The organism is Hyphomicrobium sp. (genome assembly GCF_036833075.1).
Lineage (GTDB): Bacteria > Pseudomonadota > Alphaproteobacteria > Rhizobiales > Hyphomicrobiaceae > Hyphomicrobium_C.
Map to the genome: position 1 here is coordinate 102,677 of NZ_DAITQL010000003.1, position 17,718 is coordinate 120,394.

The window sequence follows — 17,718 nt, forward strand, 5'->3', positions numbered from 1 at the left end:
CGAGCATGACGCGCCCCTCACCGGAAGCGATCGTCCAGGCGAAGCATGGCTTCGCCATGACGATCGCTTCCGACCTCTCCCCGTCATGGCAGAGCCATGCTTCGCATGGACGGGGAGAGGTGAAGCACGTCGGAGCTATTGATGCTGGTCGACCACCACTGCCACCTGGATTTCCCCGAGTTCGCGAGCGATCTCGCGGGTGTGGTGGCGCGCGCCAAAAGCGCGGGCGTGGGCACGCTGGTCACGATCTCGACGCGCATCCGCGCCTTCGACCAGATCCGCGCCATCGTCGAGCGCTTCCCCGACGTGTGGTGCTCCGTCGGCACGCATCCGCACAATGCCGACGAGGAGCGCGGTATCCCGACGTCCGAGATCGTCGCTCTCTCGCGCCATCCGAAGGTCGTCGCCATCGGCGAAGCGGGCCTCGATTACCATTACAAGAACGGAACTCCCGCCGCGCAGGCCGAGGGCTTCCGCGCCCACATCGCCGCCGCGCGCGAAACGGGGCTCCCGCTCGAGATCCACACGCGCGATGCGGACACCGATACGCTCGCCATCCTCGAGGACGAGCACCGGAAAGGCGCCTTCCCGGCCGTGCTCCACTGCTATACGGGTGGGCGCGAGCTTGCCTTGCGCGCCGTCGACCTCGGCCTCTACGTCTCGTTCTCGGGTGTCATCAGCTTCAAGAAGACCGAGGCGCTGCAGGAGATCGCCCGTGACGTGCCGCTCGACCGCATCCTCGTCGAGACCGACGCACCGTTCCTGGCTCCCGCGCCCCATCGCGGCAAGATGAACGAGCCCGCCTATGTCGTGCACACGGCAGCCGCGCTCGCGCGCATCCGCGATCTCACCGAGGGCGAGATCGCGCGAGCGACGACGGCAAATTTCTTCCGCCTCTATACCAGGGCGCGCCCGCCGGCACCTACGGAGGCCGTCGCCGAATGACGCTGCGCTTCACGATCCTCGGCTGCGGATCCTCCGGCGGCGTGCCGCGCATCGGCGCCGGATGGGGCAAGTGCGATTCCGAAAACCCCAGGAACCGCCGCCGCCGCTGCGCGATGCTGGTCGAGCGCCGCGGGCCGCGCGGCACGACGAGCGTCCTGATCGACACGCCGCCCGATCTGCGCGAGCAACTGCTGTCGGTGCGCGCGAACGCGATCGACGCCGTTCTCTTCACGCACGACCACGCCGACCACACGCACGGCATCGACGACCTGCGCATGATCGCCTACGCGATGAAGCAGCGCGTGCCGTGCTACTTCGATGCCGTGACGCAGGCGAGCATCGTCGGCCGCTTCGCCTATTGCTTCGTGCAGCCCTCAGGCTCGGTCTATCCGCCGATCCTGACCGCGGAGCGTCTGGTCCCCGGCGAGCCCGTGCGGATCGAAGGAGCGGGCGGGCCGATCGAGGCGCTCCCCATCCGCCAGCACCACGGCGACATCGAAAGCCTCGCCTTCCGCTTCGGCAAAACGGCCTATTCGCCGGACGTCTCCGCGCTGCCGCTCGAGTCCGTTCCGCTACTGGAAGACCTCGATCTCTGGATCGTCGACGCGCTCCGCTACACGCCGCACTCGAGCCACTTCTCGGTCAAGGAGGCGCTGGAGCATATCGCCAGGCTCCGGGCCCGGCGCGCCGTGCTGACGCACATGACCGGCGACCTCGACTATGACGCGTTGAAACGCGAGCTGCCCCCCCACGTCGAGCCCGCCTACGACAACATGGTGATCGAGATCTGAGGGGAGCACGGCTGCGACGCGGAACCACGGCGCAAGACTCCCGCCGTCAATCACAAGTTTTTTTGCCTAGAGCTTGTTCAGATCATACGGACGCGGTTGGCGTACTTGATCGCCCTTGTTCCTCCCCCCTTGGGGGGGTGGCTAGGAGGGGGGGGATTGCAGACCATCAGCCATAGGGGTTCCCCCCACCCCTGACCCCTCCCCACAAGGGGGGAGGGGAACGATGTTTCGAGCCCATAAGATCTGAACAAGCTCTAGGCGTCGTTGCCGACGGCGAACACGGGCTTGGTGCTCGGCTTGAAGCGCACGAGCTCGCCGTTCGCGGTGGCGGACGGCAGCAGCAGCGGCAGCGCGAAGGCCGCGACCTCCGCCGGCTCCGCGAGCTTGGCCTTGTCCTCGCCGGGGAACGCCTTGGCGCGCAGCCCCGTCCGCATCGGCCCAGGATCGAGCAGCGAGACCCGAACGTTCGTGTTGACGAGCTCGTCCGCATAGCTGCGTGCCAGCGCGTCGAGCCCCGCCTTCGAGACGGCGTAGGGCCCCCAGTACGCCAGATCGCCGGCCGCCACGCTCGACGTGACGAACAGCGCGCGTCCCGCGTCCGACCGCTTGAGCAGCGGGTCGAGCGTTCGGATCAGCCGCCAGTTGGCGGTGAGGTTGGTGTCGAGCACGCTGTCCCACGCGTCGGCGGCAATGTGGGCCAGGGGAGACAGCGGGCCGAGAATGCCGCCGGCGGCGACCAGGACGTCGATCTTCCCCCAGCGCTGGTAGAGCACCGGCCCGATCTGATCGATGCGATCGTGCGCCCGGAGATCCAGCCGCAGGATGGTCGCGCGCCCGCCGCTGGCGCGGATCTCGTCGTCCAACTCCTCGAGGGCGCCCGCGCTCCGGGCGCAGATGATCACCTGGGCGCCCTCGCGGGCAAGCGCCAGCGCGAAGGCACGCCCGAGGCCGCGCGAGGCGCCGGTAACGAGGGCAATACGGTCCTTGAAGCGGGAGCGGGGTGTCATGGGCGCCTATGGTGGGAGGAATCTGGGCAGAGGCTTGTGAGGCCGCAGTGTACGCGCGGATGGGCCTCCGAGAAAAGGCGTTCCCCGCCGCTTGGTTTCCGAGAGGCAAGCGGTCGAGTTGATATGCAAGTCGGCACGTGCCGCCGGGTCGTCCCAACGGCCCGCGTGGTCCGGTAGGCAGCCGGAGGCGTTCAGCCGACCTCGGCCAGCAGCGAGAGCTGGCGGGTGCCGGCCTGCCCGTTCCGGTCGGTGAGCTCCGTCGGATACTCGCCCGTGAAGCAATGATCGGTGAACTGCGGGCTGTTGTCGTCGCGTCCGTCGTAGCCCACGGCGCGGTAGATGCCGTCCACCGACAGGAACGCCAGGCTGTCGGCACCCATGAAGGCGCGCATGCCCTCGAGGTCGTAGTTGGCCGCGAGGAGGGCCGTCTTGCTCGGCGTGTCGATGCCGTAATAGTCGGAATTCGTGATCGGCGGCGAGGAGATGCGCATGTGCACCTCGCGCGCGCCCGCTTCGTACATGAGCTGCACGATCTTCTTCGACGTGGTGCCGCGCACGACGCTGTCGTCGATGAGCACGATGCGCTTGCCGCGGATGACGCCCGCGTTCGCCGAATGCTTGAGCTTGACGCCGAGCTGGCGGATGCGCTGCTCGGGCTCGATGAAGGTGCGGCCCACATAGTGGTTGCGGATGATGCCGAGCTCGAACGGCAGCACGGACTCGCGCGCATATCCGATGGCCGCCGGCACGCCCGAGTCGGGGATCGGAACGATGACGTCGGCATCGGCCGGCGCCTCGCGTGCGAGCTGCACGCCCATCTGCTGGCGCACGTCGTAGACCGAGCGCCCGCCGATCACGCTGTCGGGCCGCGCGAAGTAGATGTACTCGAAGATGCAGGGCCGGGCGGGCCGGCGCGGGAAGGGGCGATGGCTCTCGAGACCCTCGGCCGTGATGACGACCACCTCGCCGTTCTCCACCTCGCGCACGAACTCGGCGCCGACGATATCGAGCGCACAGGTCTCCGACGTCAGCACGTAGGCGTCGCCCAGGCGGCCGATGACGAGCGGACGGATGCCGACGGGATCGCGTGCGCCGATCAGCATGTCGTTGGTGAGGCCGACCAGCGCCCAGGCGCCTTCGATCTGACGGATCGCCTCGATGAAGCGCTCGACCATGCGCCGTTTCTTGGAGCGGGAGAGGAGGTGGAGGATGACCTCGGTGTCCGAGGTCGAGGGGAAGATGGCACCCGAGTTGATCAGCTCCTGGCGGAGCGTCAGCGCGTTGGTGAGGTTGCCGTTGTGGGCGACTGCGAAGCCGCCGGTATCGATGTCCGCATAGAGGGGTTGGACGTTCTTGAGCGCGGGCTCGCCGGTCGTCGAGTAGCGGTTGTGCCCGATCGCCATCGAGCCCTTGAGGCGATGGATGACGTTCGCCTCGTTGAAGTTGTCGCCGACGAGGCCGAGCCGGCGCTCGGAGTGGAACTTGCCGTCGTAGCTGACGATACCGGCCGCTTCCTGGCCGCGATGCTGGAGGGCGTGAAGGCCGAGAGCCGCGATCGCCGCCGCTTCGGGGTGCCCAAAAACACCAAAGACCCCGCATTCCTCGCGGAGTCTGTCATCGCCCATCTTGGACAGGCCGAAATCCGGAAAGGCATCGCCCCCGACACCGGGTGCGTGATCGTGCTGCGCCATGGCTGCCTCCCGCTCAAGCATCCGCCGCAAGAACTAACGCAATGTCAACGCAACGGGCGCTCTGCGCTCCCGAGGGGCGCTCCCCTCGGCCGCTGCATGCGCGGAATATATGCCAAACGCCGGACCGTTAAAGAGCTTTGTTGCAACTGCTGCAGATCTGTCGCGGCTTATTGTACGAAAGGCGCATACGCCGCCCTGCAACTCGTGCAGGGCGACGGCTGAGATCACTGCGCGGGCGGCGCATCCGGAGCCGCCGACGGCTGCGAGAGCGACGTCGGCATATAGGTTTCGAGGATGCCGCGGATCACGTGGCCGGTGTCGCGGATATAGGGCGTGGACAATCCGTCCCGCACCCACGGCAGATGGTTCTGCTCGTCCGGCACGAACGAGGCGTAGAACATGTAGGGGATGACGACCAGCAGGAACCCGCGCGCGAGGCCGAACACGAAGCCCAGGATGCGGTCGATCATGCCGACGCGCGAATCCAGGATCACGTCCGAGATGCGCGCCGTGATCAGGTGCACGATGATGAGCACGATGAGAAAGATGACGGCGCCGATGGCGATCTGGGCCACCGCCGCCTGGGTGCCCATCTGGGCCGCCATATCCTCGGCGACCTTCTTGTAGTTCAAGACGAAATAGAGCGTCGCGCCGGCGGCCGCGATCCACGACAGGATGGAGAGCAGCTCGCGCGTCAGCCCCCGGTACATGGCGAGCAGTGCCGAGATGAAGCAGACCGCGAGCACCGCGGCGTCGAGATAGGTCAGCGGCCCGATCATGGGTCACGGCTCCTCTGGTCTGAACAGCGATCGCTCCGGAACCTGTTCGGGCCCGAGGCGCAAATCATCGGCCCCGTCACCGGTTGGCAGGCGAGCTTCGTGGTGTCCCCGCTTGTTCAGTCGCACGGGGCGAGACCCGCCGCAAGATCCCTGAGATGGGAAATGCGGTGGAGATCGAGCCTGGCGCGCGTGCCCTGAAGCTCCTTGGGCAGCTCTCCGCCGGCCGGGATGACGGCGCTCGTGAAGCCGAGCTTCGCCGCCTCCTTGAGCCTGAGCCCCATGTGAGGCGAGGCGCGCACCGCGCCCGAAAGCGAGATCTCGCCGAAATGGATCTGCTGTGGGTCGAGCGCCTGGTTCGAGAGAGAGGCGAGCAGCGCGGCCGCCGCGGCGAGGTCGGCCGCCGGCTCCACGATCCTGAGGCCGCCCGCGACGTTGAGATAGACGTCGTGGTGCGCGAAGGAGACGCCGCAGCGCGCCTCGAGCACGGCGATCAGCATGGCGAGCCGGCTCTGCTCCCAGCCGACGACCGCCCGGCGCGGCACCCCGAGACCCGAAGCGGCGACGAGCGCCTGGATCTCGACCAGGATCGGCCGCGTGCCCTCCATGCCGGCGAACACCGCCGTGCCGGGCGCGTTCGTGTCGCGCTCGCCAAGGAACAGCTCCGATGGGTTGGCGACCTCGCGCAGCCCCGTCTCGACCATCTCAAACACGCCGATCTCGTCGGTTGCGCCGAACCGGTTCTTGGTCGCGCGCAGGATGCGGTAGGTATGGCCGCGGTCGCCCTCGAACGAGAGCACGGTATCCACCACGTGCTCGACAGCCTTCGGCCCGGCGATCTGGCCGTCCTTCGTCACATGCCCGACGAGCAGCAGCGCGGGGCCGGCGGACTTCGCGTAGCGCACGAGCGACTGCGTGACCGCCCGCACCTGGCTCACCGAGCCCGGCGCCGCCTCGAGCGCGTCGGTCCACAGCGTCTGGATGGAATCGATGACGACGAGATCGGCGCGCGTCTCCCCGGCGAGCGTCGCGAGGATGTTGGTGAGGCTCGTCTCGGCGGCGAGCGCGACCGGCGCATCGGCGAGCCCGAGCCGGGCGGCGCGCCGCCGCACCTGCGCGGCCGCCTCCTCGCCGGAGAAATAGATCGCGCGCCGCCCGGCCCGGGCGAGCGCGGCGGCCAGCTGCAGGAGCAGCGTCGATTTGCCGATGCCGGGCTCTCCCGCGATCAGCAGCACGGAGCCCGGCACGATGCCGCCGCCCGTCACGCGGTCGAGCTCGGGCATGCCGGTCGAGAACCGGGGCGCCTCCTCGGAGGTGCCCGAGAGGCTTTCGAGCGGGAGCGCGCGGCCCTTGGTGGCGCGCGCCAGGCCCGAGCCGGGTGGCGGGGGCGGCGCGGCGATCTCCTCGACGATGGTGTTCCAGTCGCCGCAGGAGGCGCACTTCCCCGACCAGCGGGCCGACACCGCCCCGCAGCCCTGGCAGACGAAACTGGATCGGGCGGCCTTGCTCATGCGCGGAGCCCTCCGCGCATGTGCTGCCGCACGAAGCGCGGGCCGAGCCGCGTCAGCACCTCGTAGCCGATGGTGCCGGCCGCCGCGCCCATGGCCTCGATCGTGAGCCCCGGCCCGATCAGCGTTGCGAGATCGCCGCGGCGGATCTCGCCCGCGACATCCGTCACGTCGACGGTGATTAGATCCATCGAGACGCGCCCGACGATCGGCGCCCGTTGACCCGCCACCATGACCATGGCGCCGGGCGCGCCAGAGGGTGCGCTGAGGGCGCGCGCGAGCCCGTCCCCGTAGCCGGCCGCGATGACGGCGAGCCGGGTTGGCCGCGGGGCCCGCCACGTCGCCGAGTAGCCGACGCTGGCGCCCGTCTCCAACGTTCGCACCTGGAGAACGCGCGCGCGGACCGTGACCACCGGTGACACCGGCGTCGGCCCGCCGCGAAACGCCTGTCCGCCGTAGAGCGCATACCCCGGCCGCACCAGGTCATAGTGATAGCTGGGCCCGAGCATCAGGCCGTCGGAGGCCGCGAGGCTCGCCGGCGCGGCGGGAAGCAGCGCCCGGCCCCGGTCGAATGCTGTGCGCTGGGCTTCGTTGTGCGGATCGGCGGGATCGTCGGCGGAGGCGAGGTGGCTCATCACGAGCCGGAGGTCGAGCGCGGCGAGCAGCGCCGGCCGAGCGGCGAGCGCCTCGATCTCGGCCGCCGCGAGGCCGAGGCGGTTGAGCCCACTGTCGATCTGGAGCGCCGCGGGCAGGGGGCGTCCGAGGCGCGCGGCTTCGCCGGCCCAGTCCTCGACCTCCGCGAGACTGGAGAGGACCGGCGTCACGTCGGCCGCGAGCAGCAGCGGTGCGGCGCCGGGAAAGAGGCCGTCGAGCGCGAAGAGGCGCGCCTCGGGGACCAAGAGGCGCGCGGCACGGCCTTCCTCGGGGGTGGCGACGAAAAACGTGCGGCACCCCGCGCGCGCCAGCGCCGGAACGATCTCCGCCGCGCCGAGCCCGTAGGCGTTGGCCTTCACCACCGCCCCGCATTCGGCCGGCGCCACGAGTGCGGCGAGCGCGCGCCAGTTCGCCTCGACCGCATCGAGATCGATGCTGATGACCCCCGTCGCACCCGGCGGCAGCTCATGCGCCATGGCGTGCCCCGAACGTTGGAGGCCGGGCGCAGCCCGGCCCCTCGCAGGACGCCCCTCCAACCCACGAGCCGGTGCTCACTCGAACCGCTCGGGGAGCTGATACTCGCGTGCGAGGTTGCCGAAGCGCGTGAACTGGCTCTCGAAGGAGAGCTGCACGGTGCCGACGGGCCCGTGGCGCTGCTTGCCGATGATCACCTCGGCCTTGCCGCTGACCGCCATCATCTGCGTCTGCCAATCGTTGAACTCCGCCGTGCCTTCCCGGGGCTTCTGCCGCTCGATGTAGTATTCCTCGCGGAAGACGAACATGACAACGTCCGCGTCCTGCTCGATGGAGCCGGATTCGCGCAGGTCCGAGAGCTGCGGGCGCTTGTCCTCGCGTGCCTCGACCTGGCGTGAAAGCTGGGACAGCGCCACGATCGGCACGGCCAGCTCCTTGGCCAGCGCCTTGAGGCCCGTGGTGATCTCCGTGATCTCCTGCACGCGGTTGTCGCCGCGCTTCGACGAGCCGGAGAGCAGCTGCAGGTAGTCGACGACCAGCAGATCGAGGCCCTTCTGCCGCTTGAGCTTGCGCGCGCGGGCCGCGAGCTGGGCGATCGAGATGCCGCCGGTCTGGTCGATGAAGAGCGGCGCAGTGCTTATCTATTTGGCGACCTCCGAGAGCTTGCGGAACTCGTCCTCGTTGATCATGCCGCGCCGGATCTTCTCCGACGCGATCTCGGCCTGCTCCGAGAGGATGCGCGTGGCGAGCTGCTCGGCGCTCATTTCGAGCGAGAAGAAGCCGACGCGTCCGCCCCCGATCGTCTTGTCGGTGCCGTCCGGCTGCGTCTCCGAGCGATAGGCCCGGGCGATGTTGTAGGCGATGTTGGTGGCAAGCGCCGTCTTGCCCATCGACGGGCGCCCGGCGAGGATGATGAGGTCGGAGGCCTGCAGCCCGCCCATCTTGTTGTCGAGGTCGTTGAGGCCGGTGGAGAGGCCGGAGAGGTGGCCGTCGCGCTCGTAGGCGGCGGCCGCCATGTCGATGGCGTGCGTCAGCGCGTTGCCGAAGCTCATGAAGCCCTGGCCGTACTTGCCGCGCTCGGCGAGATCGTAGAGGCGCGTCTCCGCCTCCTGGATCTGGCTCTCCGGTGGAAAGTCGATCGGCGCGTCGTAAGCCGAGTTGACCATGTCCTCGCCGAGCACGATGAGCTGGCGGCGCACGGCGAGGTCGTAGACGGTGCGTCCGTAGTCCTCGGCGTTGATGATCGTCGTCGCGTTGGCCGCGAGCCGGCCGAGGTATTGCGGCACGGTGAGGTGGGCGTCGATGGGCTCGGCGGCGTCGAAGAACGTCTTGAGCGTGATCGGCGTCGCCTGCTTGCCGGCCTGGATCATCTTGCCGGCGATCTCGTAGATCTGCCCGTGCAGGGGGTCGAAGAAGTGCAAGGGCTCGAGGAACGCGGAGACGCGATCCATGGCCTCGTTGTTGATGAGGATGGCGCCGAGCAGTTGCTGCTCGGCCTCGATATTGTGCGGGACTTCGCGGAACGGCATGGGCTCGGCGGCGCTGGCCGCTTCGCGCAGGGCGTCGGTCTGGAGGAGGGCGGTCTGGCTCATGACCCGCACCCTAGCCCGGCCTCCCGAGTCGAGGGAGCCGCAAGGAGGCTCCTCGCCGATCTTCCCCCACTACCCACATGAGCGGAACTTGCCGCTTGCCTGCGGCGAATCGAACGGGTGGCAGTGTGCGGCCGCTACAACCTGTGAGATCGGGACATGCGCACGCGGAGCGTGCCGCGCCGTCAGCCTCCAGCGGGATCCAGACCCGTCGCAGGGAAAACCGCGCCGCTGGATCCTTCCTGACCTCACCGCCCCGCCGCAATGCCTTGCGGACGCTCGCCGTCCGGCCGGGCCAGCGGCAAGGCGCGCTCCGCCGCCGCCATATAGGCGCGCGTCGTGGGCAGCGTATCGATCTTGCGGATGAGCTGCACCTGGAACACCACGAAGTTCTGGAAGCGGAAGGCGGCCTCGGAGCCGGCGAGATAGAACTCCCACATGCGGCAGAACTCCTCGCCGGCGATGTCGACGGCCGCCGGCCGGTTGGCGAGGAAGCGGCGCCGCCAGGCGAGCAGCGTCTCGGCATAGTGGAGCCGCAGAACCTCGACGTCCGACACGATGAGGCCCGACGCCTCCACCGCTTTCATGATCTCGCTGAGGGCGGGAATGTAACCGCCCGGGAAGATGTAGCGCGCGATGAACGGATTGGTGCCGGCCGGCCGGTCCGTGCGCCCGATGGTGTGCAGCACCGCGGTGCCGCCGGGTGCCAGCAGCCGCGCGACGGTCGCAAAGAAGGTGCGGTAGTGCGGCAAGCCGACATGCTCGAACATGCCGACCGAGACGATGCGGTCGAACGGACCCTCGATGGCGCGGTAGTCGCAGAGCTCGAAGCGCGGGGCGCGCTCCGGCGCCTCGGCCGCGGCCCGCTCGCGCGCGATCTTGAATTGCTCGTCGGAGAGCGTGATGCCCGTCACGTCCGCACCCGTCGCACGCGCGAGGTAGAGCGCAAGCCCGCCCCAGCCGCAGCCGATGTCGAGCACCCGCTGGCCGGGCGCGATCTCGAGCTTGGCCGCGATATGCCGCTTCTTGGCGGCTTGGGCGTCCGCGAGGCTTTGCCCCGGCTCGTCGAAATAAGCGCAGGAGTACTGGCGGTCCGGATCGAGGAACAGGGCATAGATGCGGGGATCGATGTCGTAGTGGTGGCGCACGTTGCGCCGGGCGCGCCGCATCGGATTGAACTGGGCGAGCGAGCGCATCCGGTTGCGCACCTTGGCGAGCGTCTGCGCATAGATCGGCAGTGGCCGCTCGGCCATATTCTTCATGGTGAGCGCGATGAAGTCGTAGACGTTGCCCTCGACGACGCGGAGCCGTCCGGTCATGTAGCCTTCGCCCGCCGCCATCTCGGGGTCGAGGAGGAGGTGCCACTCGAAACGCCGGTCCGCGATCTCGATGCGGACTGCGTCGCCGCTGCCGTCGCCGAACCGATGCACCACGTGGTCGGGATCGACCACGAAGAGGTTGCCCTCGCGGATGATGTTCGAGAGGAGAAGAGACAAGGGTTTCAGCATCTGTGCACCTCGATATCGGGCCACGCGGGCCGGGGCCTGTCCCCCTTTCCTTTTAAATTATAGAAATAGCCGTGCGCGATTACGAGTTCCATCAACGAAAAAAGGCGGCGGAGAGCAAAGGCTCTCCGCCGCCGCGAGACCCGTCAATGTGGCGGGCACAACACCGACGATCCGACTTCGGACATTTACTCTTGGGCGTCGTCGCCCTCGGCGATCGGTGCCGCGCCGTCCTCGAACGCGGCGTCCGGATCGAACGTCTCGAGCTCGATCGCCTCGTCCTTGATCACCGTCACGTCCTCGCCGCGGGCCTGCTTCTCGGCCTCTTCATCGGAGCGCGCGACGTTGAGCATCACCTTGACGATCACCTCCGGATGGAGCTGCGCCCTGATATCGTGCAGGCCGAGCGTCTTGATCGGCCGATCGAGCACGATCTGGCGCCGGTCGACGGTGAAGCCCCCGGCCGTGATGGCGTCCGCAATGTCGCGCGTCGAGACGGAGCCGTAGAGCTGGCCGGTATCGCCGGCCGAGCGGATGGCCGTGAACACCTTGCCGTCGAGCTTCGTCGCGACGGCCTCGGCCTCCGCCTTCTGCTCGAGGTTGTTGGCCTCGAGCTGGGCGCGCTGGGTCTCGAAGCGCGCGAGGTTGTCCTCGGTCGCCCGCAGCGCCTTGTTCTGCGGCAGAAGGAAGTTGCGGGCATAGCCGTCCTTGACGTTGACGACGTCGCCCATTTGGCCGAGCCGGCCGATACGCTGAAGCAGAATGACTTGCATGGTTCGTGATCTCCTGTGACGGCTGTCAGGTGTGGGGGTTGGAAGGAGGAGGACGCGACGCCGCCGAGACGCGCGCCCGCAGGTGGAGGACGGTTTCCGTAAGGCCGAGCACGGCGACGAGGATCGCGATCCAGATGTTGACGATGAGAAGCGTGCCGTAGAGCACCCAGAGGGCGATGGGGCGCCACGGCTTGCCGCGCGTCACATAATGCAGGATGGCGAGGCCGAGCAGCAGATAGGCCAGGAACAGCCCGCCGGCGAGCGCCGAGGCGGCCAGACCCGGATAGCCGGTGAGCAGGGTGGCGAGCAGGGCGGCGCCGAACACGAGGGGCGTGCCCGCCGGATAGGTAAGGGCGGCAAGGTCCGGCCACGGCCGGCCGAGCTGACCGGAGGCGCGCGTCACGCGTCCTGCCAACCAGAGATTGCAGAGCAGGCTTCCCATCCACGACACGGCGGACGCGGCGGGCAGAATGTCGAGCACGACTGCGAAGATCGCCGCGAGTTCGGCCTCGCTGAGCTTGACCGCCCCGTCCCCTTGCGGCAATCCCGCTTCGAGCGCCGTGTTGATGAATTCGTCGACCGCCTTGCGCAGCGACTCGAAGTCGCCGCCGATGACGATCAGCACGGTGATGGCCATCAGCGCGGCGAGCGCGGCCGACCAGAGCACGAGACGGCCCACCGGATACCATTCGACCGCCTCCGCATCGTCCGGGGACGCAAGGCCGCTCTCGGTCAGAGGGCGGCTCAGGAGCGCGAGATAGGTGAGGAGCACCATGGGCGCGGCTTGCGTGGCGATGAACGCCGCTGCCACCGCGGGGCTCGTGACGGCAAGGATTGCGGCGCCGCCGACGGCGCCGGCGAGAACGGCCGAGCGCCAGCCCCAGCCGAGCCCGGCGAGCGCGATCGGCAGCGGCGTGAAGAACATCAGGAGGAAGCGGGCGAACATCGGTCCCGTGGTTCCGGAGGCGAACATCACCGCCGCAACCAGGCCCAGACCGGCCCCTGCCAGATAGCTCGTTTTCATCGTCCCAGCTGTCCCGCATCCGCTGCGGTTAGGGTGAGGGGGCCAGATCCTGGTCCCGCTCATCCAACCTAACTTTCACGTCCCTCCCCGTAGGGAGCGAGGCCTCGCCGCGCTCCCTAGGCCCGGCGTGGCTCCGCCACGGTCTAGGTCCGGCGCGGCTCCGCCACGGTGGGGAGGGGACGCCGTTACTTCAGCACGTAGGGCAGAAGGCCGAGGAAGCGGGCGCGCTTGATGGCGCGGGCCAGCTCTCTCTGCTTCTTGGCCGACACGGCCGTGATGCGCGACGGCACGATCTTGCCGCGCTCGGAAATATAGCGTCCGAGCGTGCGCACGTCCTTGTAGTCGATCTTCGGCGCCTGATCGCCCGAGAACGGGCAGGTCTTGCGGCGGCGATGGAACGGCCGGCGGGCGGCGATCTCCTGAATCTCGGCCATGATCAGCCCTCCTGCTCGGTCTTGTTGAACGCCGGACGCGGCGGACGCGGGCCCCGGTCGCCGTCACGCGGCGGACGCGAGTCGCCTTCGCGCGGCGGGCGCGAGCGGAACGTCGAGCCGCCCTCGGCGCCGCCACGGAAACCGCCGCGGTCGCCGCCACGGAAGCCGCCGCGATCGCCGCCGCGGAAGCCGCCACGGTCGCCGCCGCGCTCGTCGCGGTCCTGCTTGCGCATCATCACCGACGGCTCGCTCTCGAGCGTCTCGACGCGCAGCGTCAGGAAGCGGATGACGTCGGTCGAAAGGCCCATGCGCCGCTCCATCTCCGCGACCGCCGATGCGGGAGCCTCGATATTGAGCAGCGAATAGTGCGCCTTGCGGCTTTTCTTGATCTTGAAGGCGAGGCCCTTGAGGCCCCAGTATTCGGTCTTGGTGACCTTGCCGCCGCCCTCGGTGATGACGTCGGTATATTCTTTCGTCAGCGCTTCGACCTGCTGCTGGCTGACGTCCTGGCGCGCCAGGAAGACATGCTCGTAAAGGGGCATGTGTGGCCTTTCCGGTTGATGTTTCCGGCGAGCTCGGGCTTGCCGGGCCAGCCTTCGGCGCAAAGCCCCTATGGACCTTGAAGGCCCAAAGGCACCCAAAGAGCGGAGACACCGGGGGACAGACGGGCGGGTCAAGCCCCAAACCGCCTTGCCGCCGAGCTGGACAACAGCTCCGCGACCCCGTTCAGCCTCCAACCGAAGTGCGTGACGGCGCGACTTATACGGGATTTGGATCGCCGGGCAAGGGGAAAGCGCCCGTCGGCCGGGGCTGGCGAAGGGGTCCCGGCCGCGCCGGATTTGTCGGGCTTGCCCGTCCCTCCGGCGGGGGGCGGCGGCCCTCGGGATGCCGTCGGCCGCCTTGGACGAGGAAAACCCAACGAGCTCAATGGCGCGGAAACGCCCCCCGCCCAAGCGCGCGGCCGGCACTCCGTCGAGGCTCCCGGTTCCGCCACGGCGATGGAACGGACCGGGCACGCCCTGGCCGCGGAGATGCCCCCTGGAGCACCCGGATCTCGCCCCGCCTGGGGATCCGTCACCCCGGGGCTTGACAATCCGCGGGCCAGCATGTCGAAAGCGCCGGAACGACGCCAGCCCGTCATGAGCGATGGCCGCCCCGCAGGGCCGCCTCTCCCGCGACGCAGAACCCGAAGGAGCAAGCGTGCCGCGCGCATTCGTATTTCCCGGACAGGGCAGCCAGGATGTGGGAATGGGCCGTGAGCTCGCCGAGACGTTTGCGGCCGCGCGCGAGGTGTTCGACGAGGTCGACGAGGCGCTCGGCCAGAAGCTCTCCCGGATCATGTGGGACGGGCCCAAGGAAACGCTGACGCTCACCGAGAACGCGCAGCCCGCGCTGATGGCGGTGTCGATGGCGGTGATGCGCGTGCTCGAGCGCGAGAAGGGCATCGGGCTGGCCGGCACGGCGACGTATGTCGCCGGCCATTCGCTCGGCGAATATTCGGCGCTCGCCGCCGCCGGCGCGTTCTCCCTGGCGGACGCTGCGCGCCTCCTGAAGCTGCGCGGACAGGCCATGCAGAAGGCCGTTCCGGTCGGTCAGGGTGCCATGGTGGCGCTCCTCGGCGTCGGTCTCGACGTGGCCGAGAAGGTCGCAGCCGAGGCGGCGCAGGGCGACGTCTGTCAGGTGGCCAACGACAACGAGCCGACGCAGGTCGTGCTCTCGGGCTCCAAGGCCGCCATCGACCGCGTGGCCGAGATCGGCAAGGCCCACGGCGTGCGTCGCGCCCTGCCGCTTCCCGTCTCCGCCCCGTTCCATTGCGCGCTGATGCAACCCGCCGCCGACGCCATGGCCGACGCACTCTCGAAGGTGACGATCCACGCGCCCGTCGTGCCCGTCGTCGCCAACGTCGTCGCGCGCGCCGTCTCCGATCCGGAGGAGATTCGCCGCCTGCTGGTCGCCCAGGTCACCGGCACGGTCCGCTGGCGCGAGTGCGTGGGCTTCCTCGCCGCGAGCGGCGTGACGGACGTGTTCGAGATCGGCTCCGGCAAAGTGCTGGCCGGGCTCGCCAAGCGCATCGACAAAACGCTCGAGGCAACGAGCCTCGGCACCCCCGCCGACATCGAGGCCGCGCTCCCCAAGCTCGTCTGACCGGCTGCCTCAGTCCCCATTCGTTGAGAAGGATCACCCAATGTTCGACTTGTCCGGCAAGAAGGCCCTGGTTACCGGAGCGACCGGCGGCATCGGCGAAGGCATCGCGCGCGCCTTCCATCAGGCCGGAGCCGAGGTCGCCCTCTCGGGCCGGCAGGTCGAGAAGCTCGAGGCGCTCGCCGCGGAGCTCGGCGAGCGCGTGCACGTCGTGCCCTGCGATCTCGCCGACCGGGCGGCCGTGGGCAAGCTCATCGACGGGGCGATCGCCAAGCTCGGCCGCGTCGACATCCTCGTCAACAACGCCGGCCTCACCCGGGACAACCTCTTCATGGTGATGAAGGACGAGCAGTGGGACGACGTCATCGCCGTGAACCTCACGTCCACCTTCATGCTGATGCGGGCCGCGACGCGCCACATGCTGCGCTCGAAGACGGGCTATGGCCGCATCATCAACATCTCGTCCGTCTCGGGCGTCATCGGCAACCCCGGCCAGGGCAACTATGCCGCATCCAAGGCCGGCATGATCGGCATGACAAAGTCGCTCGCCCGCGAGGTTGCCAACCGCGGCATCACCGCCAACTCCATTGCGCCGGGCTTCATCTCGACCGCCATGACCGACGTTCTGACGGACAAGCAGAAGTCCGAGATCGCCCAGCACATCCCCGCCCAGCGCTTCGGCACGCCGGAAGACATAGCCGCGGCAGCGGTTTATCTCGCGAGCCCGGAAGCCGGCTACATGACGGGCCAGACGCTGCACGTGAACGGCGGCATGGCAATGGTCTGAGGGAGAAGATCGCTTAAGTCCCGCCGGCTCCTCGGGAACCTGGGGCCGGGGGTCATGCGTGCGTCGCGTCTTGCCCGCCGTGCGCGGGGGCGGCGCTGGCCAAGCTTAAAGAGATGTGTTAACGAGCCTCGTTTTTTTGCTGCGCAGCTCTGGGAAAAGCCCTAACGATCGACGCTCACGCGCTGTCGTCCGGGAGGCCACCTTGAGGACGCCGCCGGCACCTGGACGAGACCGGATGTTGACTTTGAGAGTGCTTGCGGAAAAGTGAGCACGATCCAAAGATCCAAAGAACTCGAGAGCGCCCGGTGCGGGACCCGAGAAGACGATAGCAAGCAGAAGAAGTGGCAGGGACACGAGGGAAGACGATGAGCGATGTCGTAGAGCGCGTGAAGAAGATCGTGGTTGAGCATCTTGGCGTCGAGGCGGACAAGGTCACGGAGAACGCCAGCTTCATCGACGATCTCGGCGCGGACAGCCTGGATACGGTCGAGCTGGTGATGGCGTTCGAGGAGGAGTTCGGGTGCGAGATCCCGGACGATGCCGCCGAGCACATCCTCACCGTTGGCGACGCCGTGAAGTTCCTCGAGAAGAACGCCACGGCGGCCTGAGGCCGATCGGTTCGGGCAGGCCTGCGGATCGAGACGCGCACCGCGCGTCTCGAGATCTCCGGCAGGCTGTTCGGAGTATTTTCTTGAGAGAACGCTGCACCGGTGGCACGCCCGCCGGGCAGTTGCAATCAGACCCGCAGGTTCAAGGCGGATCAAGCCAGGGCATGGCGGGGCTCCCTCACTTTCGATGGAACCGACATGAGATCCTTTCGCCGCGTCGTCATCACTGGGCTTGGCCTTGTTTCGCCGGTGGGCTGCGGGGTCGAAACGTCCTGGAAAAACCTGCTCGCCGGCCAGAGCGGGGCACGGCGCATCGAGGAGTTCGAGGTCTCGGACCTCTCCTGCCAGATCGCGAACTTCGTGCCGCGCGGCGCCACGTCCGAGGGCAAGTTCAATCCCGACGATTGGATGGAGCCCAAGGAGCAGCGCAAGGTCGACGACTTCATCATCTATGCCGTCGCTGCCGCCGACCAGGCGCTCGCGGATTCCGGCTGGAAGGCTGACACGCCCGAGAAGCAGGAGACGACCGGCGTGCTCATCGGCTCGGGCATCGGCGGCCTGTCGGGCATCGCCGACACCTCGCTCCTGCTCAAGGAGAAGGGCGCGCGCCGCGTCTCGCCGTTCTTCATCCCCGGCCGCCTGATCAACCTCGCGGGCGGCTATGTCTCGATCAAGCACGATCTCAAGGGTCCGAACCATGCCGTGGTGACGGCCTGTGCCACCGGCACGCATGCGATCGGCGATGCGGCACGCCTCGTCGCGCTCGGCGACGCCGAGGTGATGGTCGCGGGCGGCACCGAAAGCTCCATCTGCCGCATCGGCATGGCCGGCTTCGTCGCCTGCCGCGCCCTCTCGACGGGCTTCAACGACCGCCCGGCGGAAGCCTCGCGCCCTTACGACAAGGACCGCGACGGATTCGTCATGGGCGAGGGCGCCGGCGTCGTCGTCCTTGAGAGCCTCGAGCACGCCGAGGCGCGCGGCGCGAAGATCTACGCCGAGGTGATCGGCTA

16 protein-coding genes and 1 pseudogene are annotated in these 17,718 nt (G+C 68.5%); 6 read left to right on the forward strand and 11 right to left on the reverse strand.

The genetic code is table 11. The features are described 5' to 3' along the window. The first annotated feature begins 141 nt into the window (after positions 1-141). Positions 142-945, forward strand: a complete 804-nt coding sequence (locus tag V7082_RS02205) for a TatD family hydrolase (protein WP_334145944.1) — start codon at positions 142-144, stop codon at positions 943-945. Continuing rightward, complete coding sequence (locus V7082_RS02210; protein WP_334145945.1) at positions 942-1,736, forward strand: MBL fold metallo-hydrolase; 795 nt, start codon at positions 942-944, stop codon at positions 1,734-1,736. Before V7082_RS02205 ends, V7082_RS02210 begins: the two co-directional genes overlap by 4 nt. A 254-nt stretch (positions 1,737-1,990) precedes the next feature. Here V7082_RS02210 and V7082_RS02215 read toward each other — a convergent pair whose 3' ends face one another. The 11 genes and pseudogenes from V7082_RS02215 to rpsF form a co-directional block, all read right to left on the reverse strand. Further along, positions 1,991-2,743 carry an SDR family NAD(P)-dependent oxidoreductase gene (locus V7082_RS02215; protein ID WP_334145948.1) on the reverse strand — a complete coding sequence of 251 codons (753 nt, stop codon included), beginning with the start codon at positions 2,741-2,743 and terminating at the stop codon, positions 1,991-1,993. A gap of 191 nt (positions 2,744-2,934) precedes the next feature. Continuing rightward, entirely contained in the window at positions 2,935-4,368 is a 1,434-nt protein-coding gene (gene purF, locus V7082_RS02220) for an amidophosphoribosyltransferase (RefSeq protein WP_334145978.1), read from the reverse strand. 290 nt (positions 4,369-4,658) lie between these two features. Beyond that, complete coding sequence (locus V7082_RS02225; protein WP_334145950.1) at positions 4,659-5,213, reverse strand: CvpA family protein; 555 nt, start codon at positions 5,211-5,213, stop codon at positions 4,659-4,661. 116 nt (positions 5,214-5,329) lie between these two features. Then, positions 5,330-6,721 (reverse strand): DNA repair protein RadA, encoded by a 1,392-nt coding sequence (gene radA, locus V7082_RS02230; RefSeq protein WP_334145952.1) that lies wholly within the window; start codon positions 6,719-6,721, stop codon positions 5,330-5,332. Then, a complete protein-coding gene (alr, locus tag V7082_RS02235) occupies positions 6,718-7,848 on the reverse strand; it encodes an alanine racemase (RefSeq protein WP_334145954.1) in 1,131 nt (376 codons plus the stop codon). The genes radA and alr overlap by 4 nt, the downstream gene beginning before the upstream one ends. A 75-nt stretch (positions 7,849-7,923) precedes the next feature. Continuing rightward, positions 7,924-9,375 (reverse strand): annotated as a pseudogene (locus V7082_RS02240) (replicative DNA helicase). 308 nt (positions 9,376-9,683) lie between these two features. Beyond that, a complete protein-coding gene (locus V7082_RS02245) occupies positions 9,684-10,943 on the reverse strand; it encodes a cyclopropane-fatty-acyl-phospholipid synthase family protein (RefSeq protein ID WP_334145955.1) in 1,260 nt (419 codons plus the stop codon). A gap of 185 nt (positions 10,944-11,128) precedes the next feature. Further along, positions 11,129-11,713 (reverse strand): 50S ribosomal protein L9, encoded by a 585-nt coding sequence (gene rplI / locus V7082_RS02250; protein ID WP_334145957.1) that lies wholly within the window; start codon positions 11,711-11,713, stop codon positions 11,129-11,131. Positions 11,714-11,738: 25 nt separating this feature from the next. Next, positions 11,739-12,737 (reverse strand): DUF2232 domain-containing protein, encoded by a 999-nt coding sequence (locus V7082_RS02255; protein ID WP_334145959.1) that lies wholly within the window; start codon positions 12,735-12,737, stop codon positions 11,739-11,741. 185 nt (positions 12,738-12,922) lie between these two features. Continuing rightward, positions 12,923-13,171: a 30S ribosomal protein S18 gene (gene rpsR, locus V7082_RS02260; protein ID WP_020086627.1), complete on the reverse strand. Its 249-nt coding sequence runs from the start codon at positions 13,169-13,171 to the stop codon at positions 12,923-12,925. Positions 13,172-13,173: 2 nt separating this feature from the next. Further along, complete coding sequence (gene rpsF / locus V7082_RS02265) at positions 13,174-13,713, reverse strand: 30S ribosomal protein S6 (RefSeq protein WP_334145961.1); 540 nt, start codon at positions 13,711-13,713, stop codon at positions 13,174-13,176. A 658-nt stretch (positions 13,714-14,371) separates the two neighbouring features. Here rpsF and fabD point away from each other — a divergent pair. From fabD to V7082_RS02285, 4 genes are all read left to right on the forward strand, one after another. Then, positions 14,372-15,316 carry an ACP S-malonyltransferase gene (gene fabD, locus V7082_RS02270; protein ID WP_334145963.1) on the forward strand — a complete coding sequence of 315 codons (945 nt, stop codon included), beginning with the start codon at positions 14,372-14,374 and terminating at the stop codon, positions 15,314-15,316. Positions 15,317-15,356: 40 nt separating this feature from the next. Next, positions 15,357-16,100, forward strand: coding sequence for a 3-oxoacyl-[acyl-carrier-protein] reductase (gene fabG / locus V7082_RS02275; RefSeq protein WP_334145965.1), 744 nt, complete (start codon positions 15,357-15,359; stop codon positions 16,098-16,100). Positions 16,101-16,465: 365 nt separating this feature from the next. Next, positions 16,466-16,708, forward strand: coding sequence for an acyl carrier protein (locus V7082_RS02280; RefSeq protein ID WP_334145967.1), 243 nt, complete (start codon positions 16,466-16,468; stop codon positions 16,706-16,708). 198 nt (positions 16,709-16,906) lie between these two features. Then, on the forward strand, positions 16,907-17,718 hold an 812-nt coding region (locus V7082_RS02285), incomplete at its 3' end, for a beta-ketoacyl-ACP synthase II (RefSeq protein ID WP_334145969.1).